Here is a 12,316-nt window from a genome sequence, read left to right on the forward strand (position 1 = left end):
GACCCCATGACTTCGATCAGCACAACTATCAGCAGCCTCGCCGCCACAAACCCGATTGTCGGCAACGCGGTCGCTTATGCGAGCAAGCAGAGCCAGATCCTTTCGACATTGTCGGGAAGCTCGGCCAGCGCCAGCCTGCAAAACCTGCTCGCCTCGGCGAACTCGCAGTCGCTCAGCGGCGTCACCGTGCTCCCCACACTGACAAGCTCGACAGCGGCGGCGTCCGACACGGCGAGCGCCGCCGCCAGCGCGACGGCGGCGTCGACGAGCACATCCGATTTCAGCGGAAACTCGGCGCTGCTGACCGCCGACAGCCAGTCGCTGGTCAGCAGCCAGCTCCTGTCAGGTCTGACCGGAGTCGGGGGGACGTTTTCCGGGACGGCGTAGCGTTCATAATGTTCACATAAGGCGGCCTCCGCCGCCGTCTCATCACCCGAAACTCTCATCCGGCTCTTCCCAGGCGCGGACGCGCTCCACCGCGCGCTTCCAGCCGGCGTAGGCTTTGTCGCGATGCGCTTTGTCCATCGCGGGATCGAACCGTTTGTCGAGCGCCCAGTTGGACTTGATTTCGTCGATGTTTTTCCAGTAGCCAACGGCGAGCCCCGCCAGATACGCCGCGCCGAGAGCGGTGGTTTCGGCGACTCTGGGGCGTTCGACGGCGACGCCAAGCAGATCGGACTGGAACTGCATCAGGAAGTTATTGGCGACCATGCCGCCGTCCACGCGCAGTTCACTCAGGGTGACGCCGCTGTCGGCGGTCATCGCCTCCAGCAGATCGCGCGACTGATAGGCGACCGCCTCCAAGGTGGCGCGCACGATCTCCGCCCGGCCGCTGCCGCGCGTCAAGCCCATGATCGCGCCGCGCGCATACTGGTCCCAGTAAGGCGCGCCGAGACCGACGAAGGCGGGAACAAAGTACACGCCGCCGCTGCTCGCGACCGAGGCGGCGAGCGCTTCCGTTTCGCCGGCGGCGCCTACAATTCCCAAGCTGTCGCGCAGATACTGCACGGCGGCGCCGGCGACGAACACCGATCCCTCCAGGCAGTATGTGATCTTGCCGTTCAAGCCCCACCCGATCGTCGTCAGCAGATTGTTCTTGCTTTCGACCGGCTTATTTCCCGTGTTCATTAGCAGAAAACAGCCCGTGCCGTAGGTGTTTTTGGCCTGCCCGACATCGAAGCACGCCTGCCCGAACGTCGCCGCCTGCTGGTCCCCGGCGATCCCGGCGATGGGCGCCGTCCCGTTAGCGCCGCGCAGACGCCCCTGGATCTCGGCGTAGATCTCGCTGCTCTGGCGCACCTCTGGCAGCATCGATCGCGGGATGCCCATCTCCGTGAGGATCTCGTCGTCCCACTCCAGCGTATGGATATTGAAAAGCATGGTCCGGCTGGCGTTGGAAAAATCCGTGACGTGCGCCGCGCCGGCGCTCAGACGCCAGACGAGAAACGTATCCACGGTCCCGAACATCAGCTCGCCGCGCTCGGCCTTTTCGCGCGCGCCAGGAACGTTGTCCAGCAGCCACTTGACCTTGGAGCCGCTGAAGTAGGCGTCGATCACCAGGCCGGTCTTCGCCCGAATCTTCTCCTCCCAGCCCGCGCGCTTCAGCTCATCGCAATAGCCCGCCGTGCGCCGGTCCTGCCAGACGATCGCGTTGTGGATCGGCGCGCCGGTGCGCCGGTCCCACACAATGGTCGTCTCACGCTGGTTCGTGATGCCGACGGCGGCGATGTCGCTCATCGTCAATCCCTGGTCCTGAAGGACCTGGACGCCGACATTGAGCTGGCTGCTCCAAATGTCCTCGGCGTTATGCTCCACCCATCCGGGTTTGGGATAGATCTGCCGGAACTCCTGGCTGCGCTGACAAAGCGCGCGCCCGGCATGGTCGAATATGATGGCCCGCGAACTGGTCGTCCCCTGATCCAGCGCGAGAATGTACTTCTCCGTCATTGGTTTCTCCTTGCTTGACATCGCCTGACCCGCACAGCCATTGCTTACGACGCCAATTTCTGCCGAACGGTCTCCGCTTCGACGACTTCTCCGGGAACACGCTGCTCGCCCTTTTCGATGAGAAAGCGCCGGATCCCGAAGTCGTAAGCGTAAATTCCGATCAGGCCGCCGATGATCGGCGCGACGATGGGAACCCACCAGTAGCCGCCGTCCTCCGTGAAGGGGACGGAGCCCCAGCCGAAGGCCGCCGTCAGCAGACGCGGGCCGAAATCGCGGGCGGGATTGATGGCGTATCCGGCCATCGTCCCAAAGCTCATCCCGATCACGACGACGATCAGGCCGACGACCACGGGTCCGAGGTTGCTGAGGGGAGACGAGTTGCGCGTGTCGGTGACGGCTCGGATCAGCAGCAAAAGAAGCGCGGTTCCAATCAGCTGGTCGATAAAGCCGCTGACGAGGTCGATCTTCGGATGCGTGAAGAAGATTCCATCCAAGCTGTTCTTAGCGGATTGGAAGTCGGGAAACTTGCCCGCCGCCACGAGATCGCTCGCGTGCTTGTCGATAAGCTTGTAGTAATCGAGCAGGGCGATTCCCGCGCCGCAGAACGCGCCGGCGACCTGCGCGCCGATGTATGGCGCGACCTTGCGCCAGGGCAAGTCGCCGCGCGCCGCGAGCGCAATGGTGACCGCCGGGTTCAAGTGCGCGCCGCTCAGGCCGCCGGCGACATACACTCCCATCGTGACGGCGAATCCCCAGGCGAACGTGATCATCAAAAAGTCGCTATTGCCGCCGGCCGCCACGGAGGCGACCACGCCCTCGCCCAGCGCGATCAAAACCAGTGCGCCGAGGAACTCCGCGACGAGCTCTCCGGTCAGCGTATTACGTCTCATGCTCCCTCTCCTTTGACGGCGCATCGTTACCGCCCAATGCGTCCCAATGTCATCCCGCCGTTCCGGCGCCCTTCGCCGGCTTCTGAACGGTCCGCACCTTCGCGTTCGCCCAATCGTCCCGATCCTTCTTCGCCGAATCCGCCAGAACGGGATCGCCGGGACGACGGCAGCCATCACGTTCGGCCCGTTCCTGATACTGATCGTGGACGATGCTTTCATAGGCCGCGACTTGCCGCGCGATCTCGGCGTCATCCCATCCCAATTCCTTCGCCATAATCCTCGCCACATCATTCGCGATATCCAGCCCCTGACCGCGCCCCTCCAGAACAAGGCGCGTGCGGCGGGACAGCATATCGTCCAGGGTTACCGCCATCTCATAGCGGCAGGCGTACACCACCTCGGCCATGAGATAGGGCAGGTCCGACACAATGCGCGCGCCAAAGCGCTCATCTTCATGCGCGATCGCCAGCACGCGCTGCAAGTTCACGCCGTAGTACGCGCCAAGGTGACGGGCGACATCCGGCGCGACGCCCAATTGGCCGCTTTCCATTCGGCTTCGGACCGTCGCCCACCCCTCGCTTCCCGACAGAGCCATCTTCCGGGTCGCGAGGGAAGGCTCTTTGCCGTCGCGCTTCGCGATGTAGTTCATGGTATCCTCGGCCATGCGCCGCCAGGTCGTCAATTTTCCGCCGACGATGGAGACCATGCCCGCCGGCCCGTCGAGCACCGCATGGCTACGCGAGAGCTTGGCCGACGACGCCTTGTCGGCGTTCTTGCTCTTGATCAGCGGCCGGTACCCCGAGTACGTCGCCAGGATGTCTTCACGCTTCAGCGTGATATTCAAGTAGCGATTGCAGGTATTGAGCAGATACGTCACGTCCTCTTCCGTCGTGATCGGATGATCGATGTCGCCGCCCTCGGTATCGGTGGTGCCGACGATCACTCGCTCCTCCCAGGGCACGATGAACAGCAGACGCCCATCGTCGGTCTCCGGCAGCACGATCGCCTTTTCGCTCATGGGGATCGTGTCGCGGGAGAAGATCAGATGGACTCCCTTGGCCGGCTCGACCGAAAGCTGAGACTCCAGGCCCGTCAATTCTTCGATCCGCTGCGCGAAGACGCCGGCGGCGTTGACGATGTGGCGCGCCTTCACCGCGTACGCCTTGCCCGTCACGACATCACGCAGCCGGGCCCCTTGAATGCGGTCGTCCGCGATCTCAAACCCCGTCACTTCCGTATAGTTCGCGGCGAGCGCGCCTTCGGCGACGGCCGTGCGCAGCACCGTCACCGTCAGCCGCGTGTCGTCCGTCTGCCCGTCATAATAAACAAAGGCGTGCTTCATGCCCTCGGTCTTCAGTACCGGGGCGTCCAGGCGCGCCTGCGCCAGCGAAAGGCGGCGGTGATGCTCGATCGACAGCTTGCCCGCGAGAAGATCGTAGAGCAGCAGCCCCGCCTGAACGATCAAATCCAGCCCGATCCCAAACGGCGGAACGATCGGCGAGCCGAGCGGCCGCTTGTTCCATTGGTAAAGGGGAAGCACAAAGCCCAGCGGATTGACGATCCAGGGCGCGTTTTGAAAAAGGAGCCCCCGCTCCATCAGCGCCTCGCGCACCAGGCTAAAGTCGAACTGGGGCAGATAGCGAATGCCCCCATGCACCAGTTTCGTGGACTTGCTGCTGGTCCCCGAGGCGAAGTCCCCTTTGTCCACAAGGCCGACGCGATACCCGCGCGCGGCGGCGTCCATCGCCACCGACACCCCGGTGATCCCGCCGCCGATCACCAGCACATCCACCCCATCACGCGCCATCCGCTCCAGCCCAGCGGACCGCTCTTTCGCTGAAAACAAATCCATCACGCGCTACTTTCTGACGAACAATATTGCATCAGTGGCAACAAAACTTACGGTTCCAGGCGCGGCGCCTTTTCATGCTTCTTGTGTTTGCCGATTGAGTCTAGTATAATAGAGTTACCCCATAAAGTCAATGACAGAAACGCAATATTTTTAATATTTCACGCAAAGAAACGCAAAAACAGGCAAATCATGCTCAAAGAAGAACGACAGCAGCGCATCCTCGCGATCCTGCGCAAAAATGGGAAGGTCATCGCGACGGAGCTGAGCGCGTCTCTCAATACCTCCGAGGACACCGTGCGGCGCGATCTGAACGAGATGGCGGAGGCCGGTCTGCTCCAGCGCGTCTACGGCGGCGCGATCCCGCGCACGCCGACCATGCTGGCGTTCCACGCGCGCGAGCAGGAAGCCATCGACGCCAAGGCCGCCATCGCCGCCGCCTGTCTTCCGCTGTTTCATGACGGGCAGGTCATCATCATGGACGGCGGCACCACGGTCCTCCAGGTCGCGAGGAGCCTGCCCGCCGAACTGCGCGGCACGGTGATCACCAGCAGCATCCCGGTCCTGCAAACCCTCGCCGAGCATCCGAATCTTGAAGTCATCGGCGTCGGCGGGCGCCTGTTCAAGGAGTTCCAATCCATGAACGGCGCGCACACGGTCGCCGCCTACCGCGCCTTCCGCGCCGACATTGCGATCATGGGCATGAGCGGCATGCATCCCGATGTCGGCCTCTGCATCCTGGACAACGAAGACGCCGCCGTCAAAGCGGCGATGGTCGAAGGCTCCCGCGAAGTCGTCGCCGTCTGCGCCAGCGACAAGATCGGCGCCATCGCTCCTTTCATCTTCGCCCCCGTGTCCGCTCTGACGCATCTCGTCACGGACAGCGAAACCAGCGAGGAGGCGCTGGCGCCCTACAAGGAGATGGGAATCACGGTCCTGCGTGGGTAAACGCTGGGTATCATCTCCCCATGAGCAATCCCCTCACGATCACCGCGTTTTCCACGGCGCTCTATTCCACATGGATCTTCGTCGAAGAGTTTCGGCTGCTGCTGGACGCCGGCGACGGCGTGTGCGCGGGGCTGCTTGGGAAGAGCCGCAAGATCGACTGGGTCGCGGTCACGCACGCCGATCGCGACCATATGACGGGCCTGCTTCAATTGCAGCAGCTCAACGCTCACGACGGTAAGCCGCAAATCTTCTACCCGCGCGACGCCGGCTCATTTCCGGCTTTTGGGGAGTTCTGCCGGCAATTCGATCCCCGCTCCGGCCCCCAAATCACCTGGTCACCTATCGAACCGCGGCAGTCGTACCCAATCGGCGATTCTCTGCGAATCGAAGCGCTGCCCAACAACCATATCCAGAACAGCGCTCAGATCAAGAGCGTCAGCTATCGGGTGCTGCGTGAGAAGCGAAAGCTGAGGGAGCAATTTCGTGATCTCTCGCAGGCGGAGATTACGGCGCTGGCGCGCCGGGAGGGCTCCGACGCGTTGATGGAATCCCACACGGACATTCTGCTGTCATACGCCGGGGATATCGGGCGAACGGCGCCCGATCCATGGCTCGGCAGCCAAATCCTCATTCATGAGGCGACATTTCTCAGCGAAGAAGATTCCGGAGTGCTTGCCCAGAGCAAACGGCACAGCCAGATGCCCAAGCGTAATCAGCACAGCGTGCTGCCGGACGTACTCCAATTGGCGAAGGACGTGCAGCCGGAGGTTTTGGTCCTCAACCATTTCTCTTCGCGTTACTCGCCGGAAGAAATTGAGGCGACTGTCGTGGAGGGAGCGGCGTCCTTGGAGCTGACATTCCCCATCTACGTCATCCCTCCCGGCCGCATCGTCCGCGACCTGCTCCGGCAGCCCCCTGTCTGGCCGCGCGCCGCTCCTTCTCCCGATGAACGCTCTTGAGATCGCGAGTAAGCGGCGAGCGCGCCTTGACAAACCGGCGCGCCCCTCCCCATAATTTGGATAGTATCCACAGCCTGCCGCGTGACGCCGCAGGCTGTTCCCATTTTGCAGGAGAAAATCCATGACGTTCGATCCCAAACACCGCAGCCGGACCATCACCGACGGGCGTGATCGCGCTCCGGCCCGCGCCATGCTCAAAGGGACCGGGTTCTCCGACGAAGACCTGCGCAAGCCGATCATCGGCGTCGCCAACACCTGGATCGAGACGATGCCGTGCAACTTAAACTTGCGGCGTCTCGCCGAAAAAGTGAAGCAGGGAATCCGCGAGGCGGGCGCGACGCCGCAGGAGTTTTGCACGGTGGCGATCAGCGACGGCGTCACCATGGGAACCGAAGGCATGAAGACCTCGCTCGTCAGCCGTGAAGTCATCGCCGACTCCATCGAACTGGTCGGGCGCGGGCATATGTTCGACGCGGTCATTTGCCTCGTCGGCTGCGACAAGACCGCCCCCGGCGCCGCCATGGCGCTCGCGCGCCTCGATGTCCCCGGCATCATCCTCTACGGCGGCTCCATCGCTCCCGGCCGGTTTCAAGGCCGCGACGTGACCGTTCAGGACGTGTTCGAAGCGGTCGGCGCGAACGCCGCCGGCAAGATGAGCGATGAAGACTTGCTCGATCTGGAGAACCACGCCTGCCCCGGCGCGGGCGCGTGCGGCGGTCAGTTCACCGCGAACACCATGGCGATCGTGATGGAGTTTCTCGGACTGTCGCTGATGGGCAGCTCTGGTGTCCCGGCGGTCGATCCCAAGCGCGATGATGTCGGACGGCTCGCCGGCCACGCCATTGTCAAGCTCTTAAATTCGGGCGTCAAGCCGAGCGACATTCTCAATCGCAACTCCTTCGAAAACGCCTTCCGGGGCGCCGTCGCGACCGGCGGCTCGACCAACGCCGTTCTGCACCTGCTGGCGATCGCGCGCGAGGCGGGCGTCCCGCTCTCCATCGGCGATCTGAACAACATCAGCATCGACACGCCGATCATCACGAACCTCGTTCCCGGCGGCAAATACGTCGCGGTCGATCTGCACAACGCCGGCGGCACGCGCCTGGTCGCCAAGAACCTTTTGGAAGGCGGTCTGTTCCACGGCGACGCCCTGACGCCCTCCGGCAAGACCATCGCCGAGGAAGCCGCCCTCGCCGTCGAAACCGAAGGCCAGCAGGTCGTGCACACCACAGATCAGCCGTTCAAGAAGAACGGCGGCCTGATCATCCTGCACGGCAACCTCGCCCCCGACGGCGCCGTGATCAAAGTCGCCGGCTACGAACGGATGCTGCACACCGGCCCCGCCCGAATCTTCAACCGCGAGGAAGACGCGATGGACGCCGTGACCCACCGGCGCATCCTGCCCGGCGACGTCGTCGTGATCCGCTACGAAGGCCCCAAAGGCGGCCCCGGCATGCGCGAAATGCTCGGCGTCACCGCCGCCATCATGGGCCAGGGCCTTGGCGCCGACGTCACCCTGATCACCGACGGCCGCTTCTCCGGCGCCACCCGCGGCCTTTGCGTCGGCCACATCGCCCCCGAAGCCGCCCACGGCGGCCCCATCGCGCTGATCGAGGAAGGCGACATCATCACCCTCGACATCGAAGCCCACACCCTCAATGTCGCCATCACCGACGAGGAGATGGAGCGCCGCCACAAACTCTGGAGCGCCCCCTCCCCCCGCTACGAAACCGGCGTTCTGGCGAAATACGCCGCCACCGTCTCCAGCTCCTCCGAAGGCGCGATCACGCGCCCGGTGTGGAAGTAAGCACGGAAATAAGAGAAGCAGAGAACGGTCTCCTGCTTCTCACTGCGAAACTTAGTATAACAGAAATTAGTATAAGCATAATTATACTAATTTCTGTTATACTAAATCCATGGAGAATGCTTCCCCTTTTTATAACCGCGTCCGCGAGCGCAAATCACTGGCGGACGCACTGAATTCGCCTCGCTCTGAGATGCTGATTGTCTACGGACGTCGGGGCGTTGGTAAAAGCGCGCTGTTGGATCAAGCCCTGAAGGACGCCAATTTGCCTTCGCTTTATTACCGGGCAACCCGGCGTACTCTGGCGCTCCAGTTGGAAGCGCTGACGGACGCCGCGCGCGAGGCGTTTCCAGACGCCTTTCTTGGACAGTCATTCGAATCGCTGACAGTCTTCTTCGATTTTCTCTCCCATTACGCCGCGCAGCGCGAAGACACAGGCAATCAATCTCCCATTGCCGTTGTCATTGATGAACTTCCTTATCTCGCAGATGTTGATCCGGGACTCTTGACCGTGATCCAGCATTGGTGGGACGCTAACAAGCGACGCCCCAATCTCAAGATCTTCCTCGCGGGCTCTTATGTCGCTTTTATGGAGCGACAGGTGCTCGACGCCAGCGCCCCGCTCTACAATCGCCGCACCGGCGCGCTCAAGCTGGAGGCGCTGGACTATGCCGAAGCCGCACTCTTCTTTCCCCGCTACTCTCCGCAGGAAAAAATGGCGGCCTATGCAATCCTTGGCGGAATGCCTTCTTATCTGGAACAGTTCGATCCCGCTCAAGATATCGCCGACAATCTTCGCGCGACGGTATTAAGGCGCAATACTTATCTCTCAGAAGAGCCTGACTGGCTCCTGCTGGAGGACCGACGGCGCGACGTGACCCATGGATCGATCCTGCGCGCGGTGGCGACAGGGCAGCGCAAGCCATCGGACATCGCCCGCGCCATCGGGAAAAACTCGGCGCAGGACATCGCCCCGCAGCTCGCGTCTCTTCAGGAGCAAGGTCTGCTGATTCGTGAAGTCCCGATCACCGAGATGTCCCAGCCTCGTTCACGCACATCTTTGTACTATATCGCCGATAACTATCTGGATTTCTGGTATCGATATGTCGATCCCGCGCGGAGCTTGATCGCACGCGGCTTGGGAGAACGAGTTTGGGAGCAGACAATTTCGCCAAATCTCGGCGAATATATTTCACGGCCCAGCTTTGAGCGCGCCAGCCGTCAATTTCTTTGGCGTATCTTGGAGAATTCGAATTCCGAAGAATTTACCGATCTCTCATTTGTGAATGTCGGCACATGGTGGGGGGCGGGAGACCGTGAAATCGATGTCGTCGCGACCAATGAACGCGGTCAAGTGACGGTGGCCGGATCCTGCAAATGGACGGAAAGTCCCATGGACGTACGCGAATACGCCGCGCTGCAAAGCGACCTGGCGCTCGCCGGCCTGACGCTCAGCGAAGCGCCATGGTGGTTCTTATTTTCCCGCTTGGGGTTTTCACCGCATCTTACCGAGATTGCCGCAGCGCAAAATCCACGGCGGCTGATTCTGGTTGATTTAGATCAGATGTATCGTGTTTAGCGGTTCTCCTTGCGCCGAAACCGTCCGGCGGTTTCTGGTATAATCCACACGCCGGCCAGAGAATCCCACCCCCTGTAAGGAGCCTTCCTTGACGCAAATAGATCGAAGCCGCCTCCGATGGCCGGACCGTATCCCCGTGGGCGTTTGCCATCACGCCGCCTTCCATACCCAGTCGCCGCCGCAGACGCTGCCGGTTTATCGGGAGTTCATGCGCGGTGAGATGGAGCGGATCGCGGAATCGGGATTCAATGCGTTTGTGCTAGAGTGCGGGTGGAACGAGGTCGAAACCGGCGACGATGTTTGGGACTTTACGCGCGTCGACGCCGTTCGAAATCTCTGCCGGGAATATGGGCTTTCGATTGGACTATGGATCTTCGCGGAGCTTACTCCCGTCTGGGTGGCCCGGTCTTATCCCGAGGCGCTGGCTGTCTCCGCCAGCGGATATCGAAGCGACTCGCACAGCTACGCCCATCCGACGGGGCGTCGATTGGTCCAGCGGCTGATCGAGAAGGTTTTGGAGAGATACGGCGATGATCCCGGCCTGATGGGCTGCAACATCGGCGTCGAATCCGGGTTCCACTGGCTGCAAGTTCCCGACTCCGATCGCTATTGCGACACTCTGTTCGACTATAATTCGGCGGCCATCGACCATTATCGTGAGTGGCTGCGACTCCGTTATGAGACGCTCGATGGGGTCAATCTGGCGCACCGAAGCGCTTACCCAGAGTGGGAAAGCATTGAGCCTCCGCGCGCGCGTCCGATGCTTGAATGCGCGCGGATGCGTTCGAGTCACGTTCCATGGCTCGACTGGCGACAGGCCCAGTGCGATATGATGACGGATTATCTGGCGTTCAAAGCCGCTTGCGTCCGCAAGGCGGCTCCGCAGGTTCCGGTTTCCGACCAGAGTTACGAGATCCATCCCGCGCGCGGCGGCCAGGATCTGTGGAGCATCTCGGCGGCGATGGATGTCGTGGGGACCAGCATGTTCACCAGCAACGCTCCCGGCGATTATATGCGCGGCAACTATCTTCAGGATTATCACCGGTCGTCGGCCAAAGACCGGCCATTCTGGATCTGGGAGCTGCGCGCCGGGCAGAACGCCTGGGGCGTCACCAATTGGGGGCCGCCCGTTCGCATGACCGATATCGCCCGGTTCACATGGCAGGTGCTGGGCCAGGGCGCGAAGGCTATCTTTTACTGGAACTGGCGCCCGCATCTGGGAGGCGTGGAGGTCGGCGGCCATGGGTTCACCGAGCGGGACGGCGCGGTCACCGACCGCGCGCTGCGCGCCGGACGCATTGCCAGGGCGCTCCAGGATCCGGCCAAGAACTTGCTCCGTTTTCAGATGCCTCCCGCCAGAATCGCCATCCTGGATAGTCCCGCATCTCGCATTGTCGCCGAGGGTGAAGGCAGTGATACGCTGGTGCTGGACGCGCAGCGCGGCCTGCACGCCCTATGGAAAGCGCAGGGCTTCCCCGTCGATTTCGTGTCGGAGGACGAGGTGCAAAACGGAGCGCTGGAGCGTTACCAGCTATTGGGACTTCCCTTCCAATATCTGATGGGCGCTGAATGCGCGGACGCCATCCGGGACTGGACAAAGCGCGGGGGAACCGTGTTCGGCGGGCTCTGGTGCGCCGCCAAGGACGCACTGGGATACGGGCAAGCCATCGTGCCGGGACACGGCCTGGATGAACTCTTCGGCGGACGCGAAGTGCGCGTCGAACCGGTCTTCTCCTCGGCGGATCAGCCCGTGACGAACTTTGGCGCGGCCTGGAATGTCGGCATTACGGGCCGGCCGCGCTTTCGCTGGGCCGACTGGCCGCAGGGCAAGCCGCCGGCGAGCGATCTTGCCGGATACCGATACGCCGCCGCGCTGCGCCCGTATGAGGGGGCGCGCGTGCTGGCCGTCAACAGCCTTGAGGAGCCGGCGGCGCTGTGGAACGCCTGCGGAGAAGGACAGGCGATTTTATTCGGCAGCCTCCCCATCGTCGAGGATGAGTTCGCCGCGTCCGGTCTCGCAGCGCTCGCCGCCGAGGCCGCCCGCGCCGCCGGCGTGAAGCCGCCGCTGACCATCATGAATCGCGCGGGACGGCAGTGGGAGGCCAAACTGCTCGTCGGCGATCGGGGCGACGCCGTGGTGATCGCCTTAAATATGCAGCCGGAAGAGGCATGGATGGAAATCCATATCCCGGGACTTTCGATATCGCGCGCCATGGATTTCGAGACCGATGAGCCCCTGTCCCTCCATTCCGCCCATGACGGCGTGACGCTCTCGATTCGTGTCGCCGGAGGCGATGCGCGCGCGGCGCTCTGTCTCCCCCAATCGCTTCAGGAATAAGG

Annotated in this window: 9 protein-coding genes; 6 read left to right on the plus strand and 3 right to left on the minus strand. The window is 62.5% G+C overall.

The genetic code is table 11. The features are described 5' to 3' along the window. The first annotated feature begins 6 nt into the window (after positions 1–6). Positions 7–387 (plus strand): hypothetical protein, encoded by a 381-nt coding sequence (locus tag D5261_RS04585; RefSeq protein ID WP_119320898.1) that lies wholly within the window; start codon positions 7–9, stop codon positions 385–387. Positions 388–429: 42 nt separating this feature from the next. Here the strand turns inward: D5261_RS04585 and glpK are convergent, their stop codons facing one another. The 3 genes from glpK to D5261_RS04600 are packed head-to-tail and all read right to left on the minus strand — an operon-like array spanning position 430 to position 4,689. Next, the gene (glpK, locus tag D5261_RS04590) at positions 430–1,947 is read right to left on the minus strand and encodes a glycerol kinase GlpK (RefSeq protein WP_119320899.1); all 1,518 of its coding nucleotides are present in this window, start codon (positions 1,945–1,947) and stop codon (positions 430–432) included. Between the two features lie 44 nt (positions 1,948–1,991). Beyond that, a complete protein-coding gene (locus D5261_RS04595) occupies positions 1,992–2,837 on the minus strand; it encodes an MIP family channel protein (RefSeq protein ID WP_218025561.1) in 846 nt (281 codons plus the stop codon). A gap of 49 nt (positions 2,838–2,886) precedes the next feature. Further along, positions 2,887–4,689, minus strand: coding sequence for a glycerol-3-phosphate dehydrogenase/oxidase (locus D5261_RS04600; RefSeq protein ID WP_119320901.1), 1,803 nt, complete (start codon positions 4,687–4,689; stop codon positions 2,887–2,889). 189 nt (positions 4,690–4,878) lie between these two features. Here D5261_RS04600 and D5261_RS04605 point away from each other — a divergent pair, with 189 nt between their 5' ends. The 5 genes from D5261_RS04605 (at position 4,879) to D5261_RS04625 (ending at position 12,314) form a co-directional block, all read left to right on the plus strand. Continuing rightward, positions 4,879–5,634 carry a DeoR/GlpR family DNA-binding transcription regulator gene (locus tag D5261_RS04605; RefSeq protein ID WP_119320902.1) on the plus strand — a complete coding sequence of 252 codons (756 nt, stop codon included), beginning with the start codon at positions 4,879–4,881 and terminating at the stop codon, positions 5,632–5,634. A 20-nt stretch (positions 5,635–5,654) separates the two neighbouring features. Further along, a complete protein-coding gene (locus tag D5261_RS04610) occupies positions 5,655–6,593 on the plus strand; it encodes an MBL fold metallo-hydrolase (RefSeq protein ID WP_119320903.1) in 939 nt (312 codons plus the stop codon). A gap of 121 nt (positions 6,594–6,714) precedes the next feature. Beyond that, positions 6,715–8,400 (plus strand): dihydroxy-acid dehydratase, encoded by a 1,686-nt coding sequence (gene ilvD / locus D5261_RS04615; RefSeq protein WP_119320904.1) that lies wholly within the window; start codon positions 6,715–6,717, stop codon positions 8,398–8,400. A 109-nt stretch (positions 8,401–8,509) separates the two neighbouring features. Next, entirely contained in the window at positions 8,510–9,976 is a 1,467-nt protein-coding gene (locus D5261_RS04620) for an ATP-binding protein (protein ID WP_119320905.1), read from the plus strand. Positions 9,977–10,064: 88 nt separating this feature from the next. After that, positions 10,065–12,314, plus strand: coding sequence for a beta-galactosidase (locus tag D5261_RS04625; protein WP_119320906.1), 2,250 nt, complete (start codon positions 10,065–10,067; stop codon positions 12,312–12,314). Positions 12,315–12,316 lie beyond the last annotated feature (2 nt).

The sequence above is a fragment of the Capsulimonas corticalis genome (assembly GCF_003574315.2).
Taxonomy (GTDB): Bacteria; Armatimonadota; Armatimonadia; order Armatimonadales; family Capsulimonadaceae; genus Capsulimonas; species Capsulimonas corticalis.

What these genes read in the sequence shown, in the direction of transcription:
- D5261_RS04595 (WP_218025561.1), bottom strand. Translation starts at nt 2,837, where the DNA reads ATGAGACGTAATACGCTGACCGGAGAGCTCGTCGCGGAGTTCCTCGGC.
- glpK (WP_119320899.1), bottom strand. Translation starts at nt 1,947, where the DNA reads ATGACGGAGAAGTACATTCTCGCGCTGGATCAGGGGACGACCAGTTCG.
- D5261_RS04610 (WP_119320903.1), top strand. Translation starts at nt 5,655, where the DNA reads ATGAGCAATCCCCTCACGATCACCGCGTTTTCCACGGCGCTCTATTCC.
- D5261_RS04585 (WP_119320898.1), top strand. Translation starts at nt 7, where the DNA reads ATGACTTCGATCAGCACAACTATCAGCAGCCTCGCCGCCACAAACCCG.
- D5261_RS04605 (WP_119320902.1), top strand. Translation starts at nt 4,879, where the DNA reads ATGCTCAAAGAAGAACGACAGCAGCGCATCCTCGCGATCCTGCGCAAA.
- D5261_RS04600 (WP_119320901.1), bottom strand. Translation starts at nt 4,689, where the DNA reads ATGGATTTGTTTTCAGCGAAAGAGCGGTCCGCTGGGCTGGAGCGGATG.
- D5261_RS04620 (WP_119320905.1), top strand. Translation starts at nt 8,510, where the DNA reads ATGGAGAATGCTTCCCCTTTTTATAACCGCGTCCGCGAGCGCAAATCA.
- ilvD (WP_119320904.1), top strand. Translation starts at nt 6,715, where the DNA reads ATGACGTTCGATCCCAAACACCGCAGCCGGACCATCACCGACGGGCGT.